Genomic DNA, 19,018 nt, shown 5'->3' on the forward strand with positions numbered 1-19,018 from the left:
GAAAATCTGTTAGATCTTTTCCACCTGCAGGATCGTCAGATCTTCTCTACCTGGTTGAAGGCGAGCTCGACCGGGGTCTCGCGACCGAAGATCGAGACGAGCACCTTCACCTTGCGCTGCTCGGCGTTGACCTCGCTGATCGAGGCGGGCAACGTCGCGAACGGGCCGTCCATGACGGTGACCGATTCGCCGACCGCGAAGTCGACCTCGATGACCGGTGCCGATGCGGCGGCCAGATCGGCGCCACCGTCGGAACTGGACTTGCCTGCGGCCTTCTTGGGCTCGACGCGCGGAAGCAGGAACTTGAGCACGTCATCCATGGACAACGGTGACGGACGCGAAGTCAATCCCACGAAGCCGGTGACGCCAGGGGTGTTCCTCACCGCGCCCCACGACTCGTCGTTGAGCTCCATGCGAACGAGGATGTAGCCGGGAAGGACCTTGCGGTTGACCTTCTTCTGCTGGCCGTTCTTGATCTCGGTGACCTCTTCGATCGGAACCTCGACCTGGAAGATGTAGTCACCGACATCGAGGTTCTGCACGCGGGTCTCGAGGTTGGCCTTCACCTTGTTCTCGTAGCCGGCGTAGGAGTGGATCACGTACCAGTCGCCCGCAGCCTTCTTCAGGGACTTGCGCAGCGCCTCGACCGGATCTTCTTCTTCCTCGGGCTCTACGACCGCTTCCTCGCCGGAGGCGTCCTCGGTGACCTCGCCGGAGGCGTCCTCGGTGACCTCGCCGGAGGCGTCCTCGGTGACCTGCGCGGCGATCTCGGCCTCGCCGGTCACGTCCACGTCTGCCTCTTCGGAATCGGAGACGGCACTGTCGACAGCCTCCGAATCACCGACTGTCTCGTCGATGACGTCGGTCTCTGTCTCGCTGGTAACAGCGTCGTTCTCGGGGGTGCTCACTGCAGCCCACGCTCCCTTTCCTCGAAGCAGCCGAACGGGTTTCTCACCCGAACAGCCACAAAACGGCCTTTGCGAAGCCCAGATCCAGTGCGGAGATGAACGCGACCATGATGATCACGAAGATCAGCACGATGATCGTGTACTGGATCAGTTGCTTGCGAGTCGGCCAGATGACCTTCTTGAGCTCGCTGACAACCTGCGTGAGGAACACCCACAACTTGACGAACGGGTTGCGGCTGTCCTCAGGCTTGACGCGCTTGCGCTTGCCGTCGGTTTTCTTGTCTTTGGTCTTTTCTTTGGTGGCAACTGCCGACCCCGCGTCATCGTCGCCGTCTTTGGCGAGGCTCGGACGCTTGCCACGGGGTGAACGCTTGCCGCTCGGACGGGCCACGGTCGCGGTGTCGCCGCTGCCGGTCTCGCCCGCCGAATCCGCCTCGGAGTCCACAGAGCTGTCGAGCTCGACCTCGTCGGTCGACTCAGCCGCGTTCTTGGCGCGTTCGGCACGGTCGCGCTTGCTCAACTTGTTCCTCTCGTGGCTGAAGTCGGATGCCTGCAGTTGGACCAGCTGATCCGGCTGCGTGGCAGCTGACATCGGGTGCCCTGAGGTGCTTTCACACGATCAAGGGCAGGGGCGACAGGACTTGAACCTGCAACCTGCGGTTTTGGAGACCGCTGCTCTGCCAGTTGAGCTACGCCCCTTTGGGCCGATTTCGCCGACGACCACCGAGGTGATCACCGGGGCTCCGTCGACCCGGCGTCTGCACTACACAAAACCAACGCGCCACCCTTAGGGCAGCGCGCAAGTTGAAATAGAGCTGACGACTATTCGAGTGTACGTCACCGGGTGGGTGGAACTCCAACCAGCTCCGTCGACGCACAAGATCAGTTGAACTGCACGCTGGCGAGTGCTCGCCCGAAAATTTTGCGATCACCCTGTTTGGCCACGATCGAGAGCTGGCCGCGGCGGGTCTGCGGGTCCAGCGACTTGACCTTCCCCGTGAAGTCCACGGCCGCGTAATCGCCGGCAGGCACGTACACCGGGCTGGTGAAGCGGACGTTGTACTCGTGGATCGCGGCAGGGTCGCCGATGAACTCACCGATGAAACTGGCGCCCAGTCCCATCGTCTGCATGCCGTGCGCGACGACGTCCTGCAGTCCGGCGACCTTGGCGACCTCGTCGCTGTAGTGAATCGGGTTCGGATCACCCGCCACGCCCGCGTAGTTGACGAGGTTGCCGCGGGTGAGTTTGAACGTGCGAGCCGGGATCTCCTGGCCGACGGTCAACTCGTCGAAGTTGATCGCGCCGTACGGCTGGGGGGCGACCTCGGGGTCGGGGTCGTCGTAACGGGCGAAGGGACCGGCGACGGTCTTGCCGGGGTCGATACCGACGGGCTCCTGCATCATCACGTGTTCGATCTTGTCGACCAGTTCCGGATCGACCTCGATCGCTGCGCGTGCCGCGAGAGATGTCCAGGTGGTCATCACCGGTTCGTTCCGCTGATTCCAGATGACGTTCTTGGTGACCATCAGATCGGTCCCGGACATCTGCCGGAACGAATCCAGCGACACATCGCAGATCAGGTGGTCGCCGACCTTGATCGGCTGATGGAAGACGAGCCGCTGATCGCTCTGCATGATCTGCCAGAGGTCGTAGCCGGTGATCACGTCTTCGAACAGACGTCGCTGGGCGATGATGCCGAGGACGGAGACGAAGGTCGGTGCTGCGACGAGGGTGTCATGACCCATCTCGCGCGCCTTGGCTTCATTCCAGTGCACCGGGTTGGTGTCCTGGACGGCTCGGGCGTGTTCGCGCACCTTTTCACGGCCGACCTCGTAGTAATCGTCGACGGTGTACTTGAAGCCGACCATTTCCTGGGTGTGCGCCGCGATCTCGTCGGGAGTCAGCTTGACGCCCTGCTGCAGGGCTTCGACCCGCTCGGCTACCTTGCTCTGGCTCGCATCCGTCACTCGAGAAGACCTCTAACTTTCGACTATCGCCTCGCCGGCCGGGCAGTGCCGGGTGCGCAGAAAAGACCAAAGACCGGGCACACTTTCGCGTCCCCGGTCATGTCAGGCAGTCTGCTGACCGCCTGTAGCGGTCTAGCGCGATTCCTTGTGGTTCTGGTGCTTGCCGCAGTTCGGGCAGAACTTCTTGATCTCGAGACGATCGGGATCGTTGCGACGGTTCTTCTTGGTGATGTAGTTGCGGTGTTTGCAAACCTCGCAGGCCAAGGTGACCTTGGGGCGCACGTCTGTTGAGGAGGCCACGGGATTGCCTTTCAGGTGGATCGTGTGGTGCGACGGCCCCGAGGGACGTCACGTCTGGTGTGTTGCCCCCGAAGGGCTCCACGTTGTTGTGTCGCCGTGAGCGGCACGTCGTGTGCATCGTAGCGATGGCCGGACTCGAACCGGCGACCTAACGATTATGAGTCGTTCGCTCTAACCAACTGAGCTACACCGCCATGGCCCGGAAACCGACTTCCGCGCGCCGCTGCCGGCTGCGCATTCATCGAGTTCTGAGTCCAGCGAGCCCCCTGACGGAATCGAACCGTCGACCTTTTCCTTACCATGGAAACGCTCTACCGACTGAGCTAAGGGGGCGTTCGCCTCTCACATCGGCACCGTCTCCGGCGCCCTCGCGAAGGGCCTTAACGAGATTACACAGCGGCGCTGGCGCGTGCCAAATCGTGTGTTCTCTCATCCTCCTCGCACCAAACGACCCCGGGCTGGTCGAGCCAGCTCGAGGCCGAGTTCTTGGTGCTGTGCCAGGTATAGGATTCGAACCTATGTAGCTTGCGCGGCGGATTTACAATCCGCTCCCTTTGGCCGCTCGGGCAACCTGGCAAGCTGCCTCCCGCAGTCTTTTGGACCGGCGGAAAGCAACGCGGGAAACATTACATCGGGCAGGGCCCAAGAACACAAATGCCCAGTACAAGCGGGCCTCTTTTGACGTTTTGCACCCATGCTGCGCGAGCGGGGGCACCGGCGCGGCTACGCTTGACCGTTATGGCAGATTCATCGTTCGACGTGGTCAGCAAGCTCGATCGGCAAGAGGTCGACAACGCCCTCAATCAGGCGGCCAAAGAGCTGTCGCAGCGCTACGACTTCCGTGGCACCAACACCAAGATCGAATGGTCCGGTGAAGAGAACATCGTGATCACCTCCGACGCCGAGGAACGCGCGCAGGCCGGACTCGAGGTGTTCAAGGAAAAACTCATCCGACGCGACATCTCCCTCAAGGCGTTCGACGCCGGCGAGGTCATCGGCTCGGGAAAGACGTACAAGGTCACCGGCACCCTGGTGCAAGGCATCGACTCCGAGAAGGCGAAGAAGATCACCAAGGCCATCCGCGACGAAGGCCCTAAGGGTGTCAAAGCGCAGATCCAGGGCGAGGAGCTCAGGGTTTCGAGCAAGAAACGCGACGACCTGCAGGAAGTGATCGCTTTGCTCAAGGGCAAGGACTTCGAGATCGCTCTGCAGTTCGTGAACTACCGGTAGCTGTGAATTGCCCCTGAGATCGTCCCCGTGACGGGTCACCGACGGCATATTTCCGCCTGCCACCCCTCAGGGGGATGATTTCAGGGACGTACGGGCCATCGATGCCGCAGAATCAGCCCGTGCAGGTGGGAATGACGTTGCCGGTGATGGAACCGGACCTCGATGCGACCATGCTCAGAAGCTGGGCGAAAGCGATCGACGAAGGACCGTTCTCGTCGCTCTGCTGGGGCGAACGCATCGCGTTCGACAATCCGGACAGCCTGACGCTGCTGGGCGCCGTCGCGGCGTGGACCGAGCGAGTGCGCCTGGTCACCACGGTGATCGTCCCCCAGCTGCACGACCCGGTGATGCTGGCCAAGGCCCTCGCCACTGGCGACGTGATCAGTGACGGCCGGCTCACGGTGGGGTTGGGGGTCGGCGGCAGGCACGAAGATTATCGATCGGTGGGCGCGGACCCCAAGACGCAGACGATGCGGCAGATGGCGGACCGCGTCGATGTGATGAAGCGGGTCTGGGCGGGTGAGCGGCAGACCGATTCTGTGCTCCCGGTCGGGCCCACGCCGATCCAGGAAGGCGGGCCGCCGTTGCTCGTCGGGACGATCGGGCCCAAGACCCTGCGCAGCGCGGCCGCGTGGGCTGACGGCCTCGCGGGCACCACCCTCGACCTCGACGTCGCCAAGCAGCGCGAACTCTTCGACGTCGCGACGACGGCATGGGCCGAGGCGGGTAAGAAGCCGCCGCATCTGGCGACGTCGTTCTGGTTCGCGATCGGCGATGCCGAACCCGCGAGGGGGCAGATACACCATCATTTGCGGCGTTACATGAATTGGATTCCATCCGAATTCGTCGACGCGATCGCACCCACCACCGGTTGGTCGGGCTCGACAAATGAACTCGCCGAGACGTTGTCGGCGTTCGCCGCCGCCGGCACCGATGAAATCCATCTCATCCCGACGAGCTCTGACCTCGGCCAACTCGAGAAGGTCGCGGAGGTCGTCCGCGACCTGTCGTGACCTGACCCGCCCACCGTGTCGAAAACGCCGCCCAGCGGGCCGACCTGACCGCCGAGCGGGCCCTTACCGCCGACCGCCCGCCATTTCTTCGAGTCGGCGGATGCGATCTTCCATCGGCGGATGGGTGGCGAAGACCTTGCTCATCCGCTCACCGGCGCGAAATGGGTTGGCGATCATCAGATGTGACTGCGCGGCGAGGTCGGGATTGGGCGGCAACGGCGCCATCTGTACGCCGCCGGAGATCTTGCGCAGCGCCGAAGCCAGAGCCAGTGGGTCGCCGGTCAACTCGGCGCCGGATGCGTCCGCCTGATACTCACGTGATCGCGACACCGCGAGTTTGATGACAGTCGCCGCAATCGGACCGAGAAACGTGATGAGCAGCAACACAACGGGATTGGCACCACCGTTTCGGTTGCCTCCGAAGAAGAACGCAAAGTTGGCGATGCCGCTGATCACCGCCGCCATGGCACCTGCAATGGACGAGATGAGGATGTCGCGGTTGTAGACGTGGGAGAGTTCGTGCCCGAGAACGGCTCTCAATTCGCGCTCGTCGAGGATCTGCAGGATACCGGCCGTGCAGCACACCGCGGCGTTCTTCGGATTACGGCCTGTGGCAAAGGCATTGGGCGCCTCGGTGGGACTGACGTAGAGCGCCGGCATGGGCTGTCGGGCAACCGTCGCCAGCTCCCGGACAATGCGGTACAGCGCGGGTGCCTGCACCTCGGTCACCGGCTGCGCGTGCATCGCCTTGAGAGCCATCTTGGCACTGTTGAAGTAGATGTAGGCGTTGAACCCGACCGCGAGCACGATGGCGAACAGCAGGATTGCCGGACTTCGAAAGGCCGCCCCGATCCCCACGATGATCGCCGACATGAAGCCCAGTAGAAGAACCGTCTTCAGTCCGTTGGCATGGCCGCCCATGTATCTCACTCCTGTCCGGTGTTGCACTGGAGCCGCAACGAACGAAAGCCTCACCAGGGTTCCCGAGATGGTGGGTTCAGGCGACCGTTCGCCCAGGTGGGGTCCGCCAGAACCCACCACAATCGGGCTTGCTAGCCGATTCTGGCGATCGTGTACCGAACCAGCGAACTCATCGCGTCATGGGCCGGGCCGGCAGGCAGTTGAGCCAGTTCCTCCTCCGCAGCATCCGCATAGCGCTGCAGGGTGGCGCGGGCTCTGACCAGGCCATCAGACTTGTTGAGCAATGCCAGCGCCTCGGCGACCTCGGCGTCGTCGGTGATAGGCCGGTTCGTGCCGTCCGGGTTCAGGACCAGCTCACGGATCCGGGTCTCGGCGGGGTCGGCGAGGGCGTACAGCACCGGAAGAGTGTGAACACCCTCACGTAGGTCGGTGCCCGGGTTCTTACCGGAATCCCCGGCGACCGAGGTGATGTCGATGAGGTCGTCGGAGACCTGGAAAGCGGTCCCGATGTTGTCGCCGAGGCGGGAGAGCCGTTCGATCTGCTCGGCGTCCGCACCCGACGACATGGCGCCGAATCGGCCGCTGGCCGCGATCAGCGATCCGGTCTTCTCCCACACCACCCGCAGGTAGTGCTCGACGGGATCGGCCTTGCCCTGGGCGCCGACGGTCTCGCGCATCTGACCGGTGACCAGTTCGGCGAACGTGTCGGCGATGATCCGGACCGCGTGCGGCCCGAGCGTCGAGACGAGGCGGGATGCCCTGGCGAACAGGAAGTCCCCCGACAGGATCGCGACACTGTTGCCCCACCGGCTGTTGGCACTGACCGCACCTCGGCGGAGTTCGGCTTCGTCCATCACGTCGTCGTGGTAGAGCGTGGCCAGGTGGATCATCTCCACCACGGTCGCCGAGATGATCACATCCTCCGCGTGGGGATTCGGGCCGAAGTGCGCCGACAAGATGGAGAAGATCGGCCGGAACCGCTTACCCCCGGCCTTCGCGAGATGCGTGGCCGCCTCGGTGAGGAAATCCTCGCCGGAAGACAGCTCCCCCAGCAGCAACGTCTCGACACGCTCGAGCGAGGCACCCACATCGGCGGCAAAGGCCTCCGGCTCCAATTCAAGACCTGCGAACGTCGTCTTCACGCCTGACCTGCTCCCGTCATAGGACGAGCCTAATGGTGCGGGATACTGACTGGGTGAGTGCACCCACCCCGATTCCGGCGCGGACAGAGGTCTTGGTCGTCGGTGCAGGTCCCGGCGGTTCGGCTGCCGCCGCTGCGGCAGCCAAGGCCGGCCACGAGGTGACGCTCCTCGACGCCGCAGTGTTTCCCCGCGACAAGACCTGCGGCGACGGACTGACCCCGCGTGCCATCGCCGAGCTCGACGCACTCGGGCTCGGTGATGCCTTCACCGGCCCGCGGATCGAGGGCCTGGACCTACAGGGCTGGGGCCGACGACAGCAGGTGCGGTGGCCGCAGGCCTCCGACCACTTCCCCGACTACGGCAGTGCAGTTGCGCGTACCGAGCTCGACGATCGCATTCGTCGCCACGCGCTCGACGCCGGCGCCACGATGGTGTCCGGGGTCAAGGCCGTGGGCGCCACCATCACCGGCGGCAAAGTCACTGCTGTGCAAGTCAATACAGCGGATGGATCGGACCAGATCGAGGTCGAGAAGTTGATTGTCGCGGACGGCGTGAAGTCCGCTTTGGGCACGTCACTCGGCCGCGCCTGGCACCGGGGCACCGCATACGGCGTCGCGGCGCGGGCGTATGTCGAGTCCGGCCGGTGCGACGACCACTGGATGGGTTCGCATCTGGAACTGCGCGACGGCGCCGGGGCGCTGCTACCCGGGTACGGCTGGGTCTTCCCATTGGGTGCGAAATCGGGTCTGGTGAACATCGGCGTCGGCGCGCTGGCGACCGAAAAACGGCCCGCACACATGGCGCTGCGCCCGATCATCGAGCATTACACCAACTCTCAACGCGACGATTGGCAGCTCACCGGCCCGCCGGTGCGGATCGCGTCCGCATTGTTGCCGATGGGCGGTGCCGTGAGCAACGTCGCAGGCGCCAACTGGGTGCTCATCGGCGACGCCGCCGCCTGCGTCAATCCACTCAACGGTGAGGGGATCGACTACGCGCTCGAAACCGCACGATTCGCAGTGGAAGTCCTTGGCGAGAAGGATCTTTCGGGGCTCTGGCCCAACCTGCTCCGGGAGCGGTACTCGCTGGCGTTCTCGGCGGCCCGCCGGCTCGCAGCGGTGCTGACGGTCCCCAAGGTGGTTCCGGTGCTGGGCCGTCCGGGCATCCGCTCGGCGGCCCTGATGTCGATGGTCGTGCGGGTGATGGGCAACCTGATCACCGACGACGACTCCGACCTGATCGCGCGCGCCTGGCGTACCGCAGGCATCGTCAGCTCGAAGATCGACAGCCGCCCGCCCTTCTCCTGACCCGATCTTGGTGGGTTTTGGCGAGCATTTCCGCAGGTGAGGTCCGCCAGAACCCACCAATTCCGGGTCTACCGGGGCTTGATACCGCGGTGCAGAGCAGTGATGCCGAAGGTCAGGTTTCGCCAGCGGACCTCGTTGAACCCGGCATCGCGCATCCGCTGGGCCAGAGCCGGCTGATCGGGCCATTCGCGAATCGACTCCGCGAGGTAGACGTACGCCTCCGGGTTGCTCGACACCTTCGTGGCAACCGCGGGCAACGCCTTCATCAAGTACTCCATGTAGACCACGCGCATCGGGTTGAAGACCGGGGTGGAGAACTCGCAGATCACCACTCGCCCACCCGGTTTGAGGACCCGGAACAGCTCTGCGAATGCGACGTCGACGTCCGCGACATTGCGCAGCCCGAACGATATCGTCGCGGCGTCGAACGTTTCGTCGCCGAACGGGAGATGCAGCGCGTCTGCGGCAACCTTCGGGACAGGCCGCCCCGCCCCCGCTTTGAGCATTCCCAGCGAGAAGTCGGCCGCAATGCACTCGGCGCCCGAGCGGGCCAGCTCGACGGTGGACACAGCTGTTCCCGCCGCGAGGTCGAGGACCACGTCGCCGGGGCCGAGCGCCAGGGCTTTGCGAGTCGCTGTGCGCCAGCCGCGGTCCTGGCCGAACGAGAGCACCGTGTTGGTCAGGTCGTACCGCCCGGCGACTCCGTCGAACATGGCGGCGACGTCGGCGGGCTCTTTGGCCAGCGATGCACGTGACATGAGAGCCACGCTACCGCGTCGCGACCCTAGGCCGACCGGCGCGCAACCAGATCCCGGCCGAGCACCGCGTCGTAGTGCCCCAGTAGCTGATCGCTGATGGCCGACCAGGTGCGTCCCTGTACCCAGCGGCGCGCGGCTGAGCCGAACTCGGCGCGAACCCCCGCGTCCTGAAGAGTCCCCACAGCATCGACGAGGCGCTCCGAGAACCCCTCTACCGGAAGAAGATAGCCGGTCCGGAAGTGCCCGATCAGGTCCCGCGGACCACCGGCGTCCGGTCCGATGGCCGGGACCCCGCTGGCCATCGCCTCTTGTACGGCCTGGCAGAACGTCTCGTGTTCGCCGGCGTGCACGAACACGTCGAGACTGGCGTAGGCGCGGGCGAGGTCGAGGCCACGCAGTTCACCGGTGAAGACAGCGTCCGGCATCACCTGCTCCAGTCGGGCGCGTTCGGGTCCGCCGCCGACGATCACGAGTTGCACGTCACTGCGACCGGACAGGATCGCGAGCCGTTCCACATGCTTCTCCGGTGCGAGCCGGCCCACGAATCCGACGATCAACTTGCCGTCCGGACTCCATTGGGCGCGCAATTCCTCGTCGCGGCGCCCAGGATTGAATCGTTCGGCATCAACACCGCGCCCCCACTGGAAGACTCGCGGAATACCCTGATCACGAAGGGCTTTCACCGAAACCGTCGACGGTGCCAGCGTCCGGTCGCAGGCACTGTGCAGCTTGCGGGTCCATGCCCAGGCCGCCCGGGTGCCGAGCTTCATGCCATAGCTCGCCGCGAATCCGGCGACGTCGGTCTGGAACACCCCGACCGCGGGAACGTCCAGTCGACGTGCGGCCGCAGCACCGGCCGCTCCGACCACGAACGGCGACGCGAGATGGACGATGTCGGGCTGGAAATCGGCGAGAACCCGGAACATCGACGGCGCCGGCACACCGACCGGCAACGAACTCACCTTGGGCACCATCACCGACGGGATGTAGTGGACGTCGGCACCGGTCACCCGACTCGGCCCCGAGGTGTCGCGGTCGGTTCGCCGCATCGACCACGGCGTATCGGGCGCGACGATGATCGCCTCGTGTCCGGTGTGGTCGAAGTGCTCGGCCACCCGCAGGACGGAGTTGACGACGCCATTCACGTTCGGGAGAAAACTCTCGGACACAATTGCCACTCGCACGATGCCCAGTGTGGGCAGGGCACATGTCAGGAGGTCTTCGTCGCCGTGACCTGTGGTGGAACCTCGGATGAACGTCCCTTGTCGGGCTCCACTCCGGTGCCCTTGCGCCGGGAGACCTCAGCGAAGAGGACCATGAGCGCACCGATGACGAGGTACGAATAGATCAGCACCGACAGCGCAGGCACGATCGCCAGGCTTGCGTTTCGACCAGCGACCCGCACCAGTTCGGGACTCGCCCGCGAGTACTCGATACTGATCCGCTGTCCCTCTGCCAGCCGCCCCGGGTAGAAGACACCGAGGCGGGGGCTGTGGAACATGCCGTCCGGGGTGGAGAAGTTGACGGTGGCCTTCGTCGGGGTCGCACTGACCACCTCGGCCACGGCGGTCGCCTCGTCCTGGTTGATGAGGATGTCGTTGCGGTACGTCCCGGCCACCATGATCGCCATCATGATGGTGATGATCACTCCCAGCGAGATCAGGCCGAGTTGAACTCGGCGCAGAACGGTGGGAGACATGACGCCACAATAGTCAACCGGTCATCGACGCCCCAATCCATCGCGGTGATCGGTCGGGCGATCACAACCTCGCGCGGATCGCGGCGTGCAGCGACCGCAGCCGGGACCGGTCGGTGCGAACTTCGATCACTTCGATCCCCTCACTCGGGGCGTTGAGCACTGCGGGCAGCTCCGCCAACGTGACCACCCGGTGCGGGGTGCCGAAGCCGGCGCAGACCGCGGCGAGGTCGGTGTGATGAGGGGTGCCGAAGACGCGCTCGTACGCACCGAGGTAATCCTTGCCCTCGAACCTCGGATCGCCCTGTTCGAGGAGCCCGAAGATGCCGCCGCCGTCGTCGTTGGCGACGACGATCGTCAGGCGACGCGGACGTGGTTCGGCCGGACCGATCAGCAGTCCGGTCGCGTCGTGCACAAAGGTGAGGTCGCCCATCAGCGCGACGGTCCGCACATCGGCGGCGAGCGCGGCACCGATGGCGGTCGAGACGTTGCCGTCGATCCCCGCGACCCCGCGATTGGAGAGCACGCGCACGTCGGCGCCCACGTGACCGGCCAGCGCAACGTCGCGGATGGGGTTCGATGCCCCCACCACCAGCTGCTCACCGGGGGCCATCGCGGCGCTCACCACCTTCGCCACGTGCAATCCGGTGACGTGTTCGGACTGCTCCAGCTCTACATCCACCGCGCTCACCGCACGCTGGTGCGCCTGCGCGCACGACTTGATCCACGCCTCGTCGGGTTCACCGCTGGTCACTGCCCGCGATCCGGTGGCCAGGACGTTGCCGGACACATCCGGCCAGCGCGGGCCGGTGGTCAGCGCGTACACCCGCACCTCGGGGTCGGCGAGCAGGGTCGACACCTGTCGATGCAGCGTCGGGCGACCGCAGATGATGGCCTGGGTCGGACGGAGCGCCGACAATGCCAAGGGGTGCAACGGATTCTGTGGCGCCGGCGCGGTGGGTTCCGCGACGGTCGGCAGCGCGGCGAGTTCGGGCAGACAACCGGCACCGTGACCCGAGACCACCACGGTCGGTTCGGTGATGTCGATCTCGACGGGCACATCGAGCTTGCCGACGGCGGTGACGGTCCATGGCGCACCGCCAGGACGTCCGGAGTACTCGCCGAGATCGTCGGTGGGTGCGACCCCGGCGTCGGGTACCAGCGGCTCACGTAGCGGGATGTCGAACTGGACCGGTCCGGCATTACCGGTCCGGGCGCCGCGTGCCGCGGCCAGGACGCGGCCCACGCCCGAACGCCACTGACTGTTGGTGTCGAGGTTCTGCTCGGCCAGCCCGAGGCTGATCGCGGCGCGCACCTGGGTGCCGAAGATCCCGAACTGTTCGATGGTCTGGTTCGCGCCCGACCCCAGCAGCTCGTAGGGCCTGTTCGCACTGACGACGATCAGTGGCTGGCGTGCGTAATTTGCCTCGAACACGGCCGGACTCATGTTCGCCACCGCAGTACCGCTGGTCATCACAATGGGAACGGGCTGGCCGGACGCGATGGCGAGCCCCAGGGCGAGATACCCGGCGGTGCGCTCGTCGACCCGGACATGCAAGCGCAGTCGACCCGCGGCATCGGCCGCATGCAGCGCGAATGCGAACGGGGCGTTCCGCGACCCCGGACACAACACGGCGTCCCGGACCCCACCGCGGATCATCTCGTCGACGATCACTCGGGCCTGCAGGGTCGAAGGGTTCATCAGACCAGGCTAGCCTCGCGCCTGTCGTGGTCGCGATCACATGACCTGCAGGTCACCGCATCAGACTTTCCGCAGCACCGCGTGGGTCACTGTCTCGGACGGCACGAACTCGGCGACCTCGAAACCCGCCGGCCACCCGGCGTCCAGGCCGTCGAAGATACGTTCCCCGCCACCGATCACCACCGGTGAGATGACCAGATGAAGCTCATCGACCAATCCTGCTGCCAGGTACTGGCGGATCGCAGACGCTCCGCCGCCGAGCCGCACGTCGGCGCCGTCGGCCGCATCGAACGCCTGCTCCAGCGCGCTGTGGATACCGTCGTCGACGAAATTGAAGGTGGTGCCGCCCTTCATGGGCAGCGGGTCACGCGGATAGTGGGTCAACACGAAGACGGGGTGACCGTATGGAGGGGTGTCGCCCCACCATCCCTGCCAGCCGCTGTCGTCCCACTCGTCACGGATAGGACCGAACATGTTGCGTCCCATGATGGTTGCGCCGATCCCGTTGTCACCACGCTCCAGGTAGTCGTTGTCGAGCCCTTCCGAACCACCTTCCTGGCCGATCATCGCTCGGCCGAACTTGGTGTCGAACACCCAGGAGTGCAATTTTTCTGTTCCGGCGCCCATCGGCGCGTCAGCAGTCTGGTCCGGCCCGGCCATGAACCCGTCCAAAGACATCGTGATGTTGTGCACTCGCAGTTTCGCCATGGACTGTCCCCTTCGTCACTTTCGTCGTTGTCGATGAGTTTGACACCTCCCACCGACGAAACTCATCGATGCAGCGCGCCACAGGGCAACCACTCCGCAGCACGGGTACCGTCGAACCCGTGATTGGCCTACCCGATTCCGTCACCGCACTTCTCTTCGATCTCGACGGTGTCCTCACCAGTACTGCAGTCGTACACAGTCAGGCCTGGACACAGGCCTTCGATTCGTTCCTGGCCGGGTACCCCGACGTCACCGACGAGCAACGGCGACCCTTCAGCCAGGACGACTACCTCACCTACGTGGACGGACGATCCCGGGACGACGGCATCGTCAGCTTCTTGCAGTCCCGGAACATCGCCTTGCCGACACAGAGCGACACCGGGGCGTCGGTGACCGCTATCGGCGATGCGAAGAACAAGCTGTTCCTCGAACTCCTGGACAAGGACGGTGCCGAGGCCTACTCCGACGCCGTGACGTATGTGAGAGCAGCTCAGGAGGTCTCGTTGCAGATCGCGGTGGTGACGTCGTCGAAGAACGGCGAACAGATCTTGGAGGCAACCGGATTGAGCCCGTTTGTCGTCGCCCGTGTCGACGGGAAGGTGATCGCCGAACGTGGGCTCGCCGGGAAACCGGCACCCGACTCGTTCTTGGCCGGGGCCGCTGCGCTGGGGGTGCCACCGGAGAAGGCCGCGGTCTTCGAAGATGCGGTGTCCGGGGTGCAGGCCGGGCATGCGGGCGGTTTCGGATATGTGGTCGGGGTCGATCGAACCGGAGGTGACACCCATGCGAGCAACCTCCGCAGCGGAGGCGCCGATGTCGTGGTCACCGCCCTCACCGACCTGCTGAAGCCCGCATGAGGCTCGCGGGATTCGAGGTCGCGCCCTGGCACCTGTCGTGGAGGGGTACCGATCCCGACGCGATGGCCGCGATCGAGTCGATCTTCGCGCTGTCGAACGGACACATCGGCTTGCGCGCGAACCTCGAGGAGGGTGAGCCGGTCTTCAATCCGGGCACCTACCTCAACGGTTTCTACGAGCAGCGTGAATTGCCCTATGCCGAAGGCGGTTACGGTTATCCCGAGGACGGCCAGACGGTTGTCAACGTGACCAACGGCAAGATCATCAGATTGCTGGTCGAAGACGAGCCGATGGACATGCGGTACGGGAACGCCGACGAGCACGAGTGGAAGCTCGATTTCCGGGCAGGCACTCTGGAGCGCGTCACCGACTGGACCTCACCCACCGGCCGAAAGGTCCGGGTGCGCTCGACGCGCCTGGTCTCGTTCACCGAACGCGCCATCGCCGCCATCCGATACGAGGTCGAACCGCTCGACCTGGAGATGGAAATCGTGGTGCAGTCGGACCTCCTGGCGAACGAGGACGTCCCGCGGCCGGGCAACGATCCGCGACTGGCCGCCGCTCTCGATCGGCCACTGGTCGGCGACTTCGCCGAAGCGAAGGGTCACCGCGGAGTTCTCGGTCACCACACAAAAGAGTCCGGACTGCGCATGGCAGCCGGCATGGATCACGAACTGTTCGGCACCAATTCGGTCAACTGCGAAATCCTCAGTGACGACCTCGCCCGACTCACGGTGACGGCGAAAGTCCAAGCAGGGCAGAAGTTCACTGTTGTGAAGTATCTGTCCTACGGGTGGTCGAGCCAGCGGTCGCCGTCGGCGCTGCGCGCGCAGGTCGATGCCGCGCTGGCCACCGCACTGGACAACGGCTGGGATGAACTCCTGGCCCGCCAGCGCCAGTACCTCGACGACTTCTGGCGCTCGGCCGACGTCACCCTCGACGGCGATGCCGAACTGCAGCAGGCGGTACGGTTCGCGCTCTTCCACGTGCTGCAGGCCGGGGCCCGCGGGGAGACCCGCGCGATCCCGGGCAAGGGCCTCACCGGCCCCGGCTACGACGGACATGCGTTCTGGGACACCGAGACCTACGTGCTGCCGGTCCTCACCTATACGGTGCCCGCGGCCGCGGCGGACGCGCTGCGGTGGCGGCACTCGACGCTGGACAAGGCCAAGGCCAGGGCCATCGAATTGGGGCAGGTCGGCGCGATGTTCCCGTGGCGCTCCATCAACGGTGACGAGTGTTCGAGCTACTGGCCCGCCGGTAGCGCCGCCGTCCACGTCAACGCCGACATCGCCCACGCGGTGTCGCAGTACATCGCCGCGACCGGCGACGAACAGTTCGAGCTCGGGCAAGGCGTGGAACTGTTGATCGAGACCGCGAGATCGTGGGCCTCCCTCGGCCACCACGACCTGCGCGGCGATTTCCGCATCGACGGCGTGACCGGGCCCGATGAGTACTCGGCGGTCGCCAACAACAATGTCTTCACCAACCTGATGGCGCAGAAGAACTTTCGGGATGCGGCGGACGCCTGCGAGAAGCATCCGGCCACCGCCCGCCACCACGGGGTCGACGACGAGGAGACGGCGTACTGGCGCGATTGCGCCGACCGGATGCTGGTGGTGTTCGATCCCGCCCTGGGCGTCCATCAGCAATCCGAGTCGTTCACCCGGCAGGCGTTGTGGGACTTCGAGAACACCCCGAAAGAGAACTATCCACTGCTGTTGCACTATCCGTATCAGGATCTGTACCGCAAGCAGGTCGTCAAACAGGCCGACCTGGTGCTGGCGATGTACCTCCGTGGCGACGCGTTCACCCCGGAACAGAAGCTCAAGAACTTCGACTACTACGACCCGATCACCGTGCGGGACTCGTCGCTGTCGGCGTGTGCGCAATCGATCGTCGCGGCCGAGGTCGGCTATCTCGACCTCGCGTACGACTACTTCGCCGAAGCAGCCCTGACCGATCTGCACGACCTGCATCACAACGCTTCGAGTGGTCTGCACATCGCCTCACTCGCCGGGACCTGGCTGTGCTGTGTTGCTGGTTTCGGTGGAATGCGCGACCACAACGGGTCGATCACATTCGCGCCGCGGCTGCCGGCCCGTCTGCATGGACTGACGTTCCGCCTGTCCGTGCGCGACCGGTGCATCGAGGTCCGGGTGCGGGCGGACGAAGCGACGTATCAACTCACCTATGGCGAACCGATGGAGTTGCGGCATCACGGCACGCCCTTCACGGTGCATTCCGGCGAGACCGTGCTGCCGATCCCGACACTGCACCATCGCGAGCCCCCGCAGCAGCCCCGCCACTGCGAGCCGTATCAGCGGGAAAGCCCTCGGTGAAGTTCGTCCCCCTCGCCGCTCTCCGAGGGTCTATCTTCCTCGCCTACCCGTCCTCGGGCTGAGCTTCACCACCGGTTTCTGCGAGCCGCCGCAGCACCGGGATGCAGAGCATCAGTAGCCCACGCTCGGTGTCGGGGAGAGTGTTGAGCGCCTGGGCCAGCCACTCATCACGTTGACGACGATCCGACGCCAGCAGAGGGTGGGCGTCCTCTGTCAGTTCGACGAGCTGACGACGCCGGTCTTCGGGGTCGGCGCGGCGGGTGATGAGGCCGAGCTCTTCGAGCCTGTTCATGCTCAGCGTCAGAGACTGCACCTTCACCTGCGCACGTTCGGCCAGTTCGGCCACGGTACTGACGCCGTGGCGGTCCAGGTCCCCGAGGATTCCGACCTGCGTCATCGTCATCCCGTGCGCCGGCCGGTGGCGTCGGGCCTGGCGGGTCACGGCCATCATTGCCTCGCGCAACGACGTGGCCTCTTCGGTGCCGACAGACCACAGGTGAACCCCTGATTCAGACATACCAAGACAATACTTGCTATCTGTCGCTATTTGTCCAGTTCGCGAGTGACGATTAGCAAGCGTAGACTCATGACAATGCTGCGGTGGATCGGACTGATGGTGATCACCGGCGGAGCGTCCATCGGACTGTCCGCCGTCGGAGTCCCGTCGGCGGCATTGTTCGCCGGGCTCGTGGTCGCGGCGGCGCTGGCCATCGCCGGCTGGGGACCCCGTGCTCGCGGCGACAAACCGCCGATGCCCCGCTCGATCGGACTGGCCGCGCAAGGGGTACTCGGCGTCTACATCGGGACCCTCATCTCCCCCGACACCCTCGCCGGTCTCGGGTCGCATTGGCCTGCGGTCCTGGCGATGGCGTTCGTGACCCTTGCACTCTCGGTGATCGGCGGCGCACTGCTCGGCCTACACCGCCGGGTCGACCCGCTGACGGGATCGTTGGCCCTGGTCGCCGGCGGCGCCTCGGGACTGGTTGCCCTGGCCCGCGAACTCGGAGGCGACGAGCGCATCGTCGCCGTGATCCAGTACCTGCGGGTCGCGATCATCACTATGTCGATGCCGCTCGTGGCGATCTTCGTGTTCCACGAATCGATTTCAGGCGGCAGTGAGTTCTCCGGCAACACCGGAAACCCATGGTGGGGCCTGCTCATGCTCGTGGTCTGCATGGTCGGCGGCTACTGCGCGGGCCGGCTGATCCGCCTTCCCGCAGCCGGCCTGCTCGGACCCCTGATCCTGTCCGTGGCCGGTCAGCTCCTCGGCATCACGTCGGCGGCCGCGGTCCCGGTCATCCTCGTGCAGTTGGCGTACGCGGCGATCGGGTGGCAGGCGGGTTTGGGTTTCACCAGGGCCTCGCTGGTTGCGATCGGAAAGATCCTCCCGCTGGCAACTCTTCTCATCGTCGTCATCGCCGCGGCCTGCGCCGGGTTGGGTGTGCTGCTGAGTCTGTGGACCGGCGAATCGATGTTCGACTGCTACCTCGCGACGACGCCGGGCGGGATCTATGCGGTACTCGCGACGGCGTCGGCGACCGGAGGCAACATCGCCTTCATCGTGGCCGCCCAGATGGTCAGGGTCCTCATCATGCTGTTCATCGCGCCGTTCGCGGCTCGGGGCTATCAGTGGTGGCTTCGCCGCAGACGAGCCGCGGCGCCAGATGATCTGGTGCCCGTCTGACCCGAGCACCTACCTGTTCAGATTTGTTTGCAAAAGTAGGTTTATGGTCCGGACACCGGGGTATTCCCTCTGAGCGTGACCCCCGGCACAGCAGCCGTGCAAAGACAAAGGGGGTTCGTAGGTGTGAGCGGACCAGTCCGTGAACGCTTCCAACTCGGGGTGTATGGAGATCAACGATGATTCTTCTCGGTTTACTTCTTCTTATTCTCGGTTTCGTCTTCGGGATCTCAATTCTGTGGACCATCGGCATCGTGCTGATCGTCATCGGAGCGGTCCTCTGGATCCTCGGCGCCACGGGCCGCAAGGTCGGCGGGCGAGCGCACTACTACTAGACACGCAATGAGCGAGTGGCTCTGCCGGGTAGGGGCCCGCACAGTCACAACTGACTCAGGTGGCGCGGTACGACGGGACATTCCCGCGGTACCGCGCCACAGTCATCTGCGCAACAGTCATGGGGATCGGCGACCGGCATCGACGACCCC

At 65.1% G+C, this 19,018-nt stretch carries 19 protein-coding genes and 4 tRNA genes; 7 read left to right on the forward strand and 16 right to left on the reverse strand.

Annotation, left to right across the window (positions count from 1 at the left end; translation table 11 throughout):
- Positions 1–35 precede the first annotated feature (35 nt).
- The 8 genes from nusG to J3S28_RS11670 form a co-directional block, all read right to left on the reverse strand.
- The gene (nusG, locus tag J3S28_RS11635; RefSeq protein ID WP_207840640.1) at positions 36–908 is read right to left on the reverse strand and encodes a transcription termination/antitermination protein NusG; all 873 of its coding nucleotides are present in this window, start codon (positions 906–908) and stop codon (positions 36–38) included.
- A gap of 43 nt (positions 909–951) precedes the next feature.
- Positions 952–1,428: a preprotein translocase subunit SecE gene (secE, locus tag J3S28_RS11640; RefSeq protein WP_207840835.1), complete on the reverse strand. Its 477-nt coding sequence runs from the start codon at positions 1,426–1,428 to the stop codon at positions 952–954.
- Positions 1,429–1,534: 106 nt separating this feature from the next.
- Positions 1,535–1,607 (reverse strand) — tRNA-Trp (locus tag J3S28_RS11645).
- Positions 1,608–1,790: 183 nt separating this feature from the next.
- The gene (locus J3S28_RS11650; protein ID WP_207840641.1) at positions 1,791–2,876 is read right to left on the reverse strand and encodes a fused (3R)-hydroxyacyl-ACP dehydratase subunits HadA/HadB; all 1,086 of its coding nucleotides are present in this window, start codon (positions 2,874–2,876) and stop codon (positions 1,791–1,793) included.
- Between the two features lie 132 nt (positions 2,877–3,008).
- Positions 3,009–3,176, reverse strand: coding sequence for a 50S ribosomal protein L33 (gene rpmG, locus J3S28_RS11655; protein ID WP_084834304.1), 168 nt, complete (start codon positions 3,174–3,176; stop codon positions 3,009–3,011).
- A gap of 120 nt (positions 3,177–3,296) precedes the next feature.
- A tRNA-Met gene (locus J3S28_RS11660) sits at positions 3,297–3,370 on the reverse strand.
- Between the two features lie 66 nt (positions 3,371–3,436).
- A tRNA-Thr gene (locus J3S28_RS11665) sits at positions 3,437–3,509 on the reverse strand.
- Positions 3,510–3,671: 162 nt separating this feature from the next.
- A tRNA-Tyr gene (locus tag J3S28_RS11670) sits at positions 3,672–3,752 on the reverse strand.
- Between the two features lie 162 nt (positions 3,753–3,914).
- On the opposite strand from J3S28_RS11670, the gene J3S28_RS11675 reads away from it, so the two are divergent.
- Both J3S28_RS11675 and J3S28_RS11680 read left to right on the forward strand, forming a co-directional pair.
- On the forward strand, positions 3,915–4,406 hold the full coding sequence (locus J3S28_RS11675) for a YajQ family cyclic di-GMP-binding protein (RefSeq protein ID WP_084893669.1): 492 nt from the start codon (positions 3,915–3,917) through the stop codon (positions 4,404–4,406).
- 131 nt (positions 4,407–4,537) lie between these two features.
- On the forward strand, positions 4,538–5,419 hold the full coding sequence (locus tag J3S28_RS11680; protein ID WP_207840837.1) for an LLM class flavin-dependent oxidoreductase: 882 nt from the start codon (positions 4,538–4,540) through the stop codon (positions 5,417–5,419).
- Positions 5,420–5,482: 63 nt separating this feature from the next.
- On the opposite strand, the gene htpX is transcribed toward J3S28_RS11680, so the two are convergent.
- Positions 5,483–6,340 (reverse strand): zinc metalloprotease HtpX, encoded by an 858-nt coding sequence (htpX, locus tag J3S28_RS11685; RefSeq protein ID WP_207840643.1) that lies wholly within the window; start codon positions 6,338–6,340, stop codon positions 5,483–5,485.
- A gap of 131 nt (positions 6,341–6,471) precedes the next feature.
- Positions 6,472–7,482 (reverse strand): polyprenyl synthetase family protein, encoded by a 1,011-nt coding sequence (locus tag J3S28_RS11690; protein ID WP_207840645.1) that lies wholly within the window; start codon positions 7,480–7,482, stop codon positions 6,472–6,474.
- 32 nt (positions 7,483–7,514) lie between these two features.
- On the opposite strand from J3S28_RS11690, the gene J3S28_RS11695 reads away from it, so the two are divergent.
- Positions 7,515–8,789: a geranylgeranyl reductase family protein gene (locus J3S28_RS11695; RefSeq protein ID WP_207840647.1), complete on the forward strand. Its 1,275-nt coding sequence runs from the start codon at positions 7,515–7,517 to the stop codon at positions 8,787–8,789.
- 68 nt (positions 8,790–8,857) lie between these two features.
- On the opposite strand, the gene J3S28_RS11700 is transcribed toward J3S28_RS11695, so the two are convergent.
- The 5 genes from J3S28_RS11700 to J3S28_RS11720 all read right to left on the reverse strand — a co-directional run bounded on the left by J3S28_RS11700 (position 8,858) and on the right by J3S28_RS11720 (position 13,653).
- The gene (locus J3S28_RS11700; protein ID WP_207840649.1) at positions 8,858–9,547 is read right to left on the reverse strand and encodes a demethylmenaquinone methyltransferase; all 690 of its coding nucleotides are present in this window, start codon (positions 9,545–9,547) and stop codon (positions 8,858–8,860) included.
- 26 nt (positions 9,548–9,573) lie between these two features.
- The gene (locus J3S28_RS11705) at positions 9,574–10,731 is read right to left on the reverse strand and encodes a glycosyltransferase family 4 protein (protein ID WP_207840651.1); all 1,158 of its coding nucleotides are present in this window, start codon (positions 10,729–10,731) and stop codon (positions 9,574–9,576) included.
- Positions 10,732–10,757: 26 nt separating this feature from the next.
- Positions 10,758–11,246, reverse strand: coding sequence for a DUF3592 domain-containing protein (locus J3S28_RS11710; protein ID WP_207840653.1), 489 nt, complete (start codon positions 11,244–11,246; stop codon positions 10,758–10,760).
- Positions 11,247–11,307: 61 nt separating this feature from the next.
- Positions 11,308–12,945, reverse strand: a complete 1,638-nt coding sequence (gene menD, locus J3S28_RS11715) for a 2-succinyl-5-enolpyruvyl-6-hydroxy-3-cyclohexene-1-carboxylic-acid synthase (RefSeq protein WP_207840655.1) — start codon at positions 12,943–12,945, stop codon at positions 11,308–11,310.
- A 60-nt stretch (positions 12,946–13,005) separates the two neighbouring features.
- Complete coding sequence (locus J3S28_RS11720; RefSeq protein ID WP_207840657.1) at positions 13,006–13,653, reverse strand: dihydrofolate reductase family protein; 648 nt, start codon at positions 13,651–13,653, stop codon at positions 13,006–13,008.
- A gap of 119 nt (positions 13,654–13,772) precedes the next feature.
- Here J3S28_RS11720 and J3S28_RS11725 point away from each other — a divergent pair, with 119 nt between their 5' ends.
- On the forward strand, positions 13,773–14,510 hold the full coding sequence (locus J3S28_RS11725) for an HAD family hydrolase (RefSeq protein WP_207840659.1): 738 nt from the start codon (positions 13,773–13,775) through the stop codon (positions 14,508–14,510).
- Entirely contained in the window at positions 14,507–16,852 is a 2,346-nt protein-coding gene (locus tag J3S28_RS11730; RefSeq protein WP_207840661.1) for a glycoside hydrolase family 65 protein, read from the forward strand. Before J3S28_RS11725 ends, J3S28_RS11730 begins: the two co-directional genes overlap by 4 nt.
- A 43-nt stretch (positions 16,853–16,895) precedes the next feature.
- Here the strand turns inward: J3S28_RS11730 and J3S28_RS11735 are convergent, their stop codons facing one another.
- Positions 16,896–17,369 (reverse strand): MarR family winged helix-turn-helix transcriptional regulator, encoded by a 474-nt coding sequence (locus tag J3S28_RS11735; RefSeq protein ID WP_207840663.1) that lies wholly within the window; start codon positions 17,367–17,369, stop codon positions 16,896–16,898.
- A 75-nt stretch (positions 17,370–17,444) separates the two neighbouring features.
- On the opposite strand from J3S28_RS11735, the gene J3S28_RS11740 reads away from it, so the two are divergent.
- The gene (locus J3S28_RS11740) at positions 17,445–18,536 is read left to right on the forward strand and encodes an AbrB family transcriptional regulator (protein WP_207840839.1); all 1,092 of its coding nucleotides are present in this window, start codon (positions 17,445–17,447) and stop codon (positions 18,534–18,536) included.
- A 176-nt stretch (positions 18,537–18,712) separates the two neighbouring features.
- A complete protein-coding gene (locus J3S28_RS11745) occupies positions 18,713–18,868 on the forward strand; it encodes a DUF6131 family protein (RefSeq protein ID WP_094647162.1) in 156 nt (51 codons plus the stop codon).
- The last annotated feature ends 150 nt before the right edge of the window (positions 18,869–19,018 follow it).

It is taken from the genome of Williamsia soli (assembly GCF_017377795.1).
GTDB classification, from domain to species: Bacteria; Actinomycetota; Actinomycetes; order Mycobacteriales; family Mycobacteriaceae; genus Williamsia; species Williamsia soli.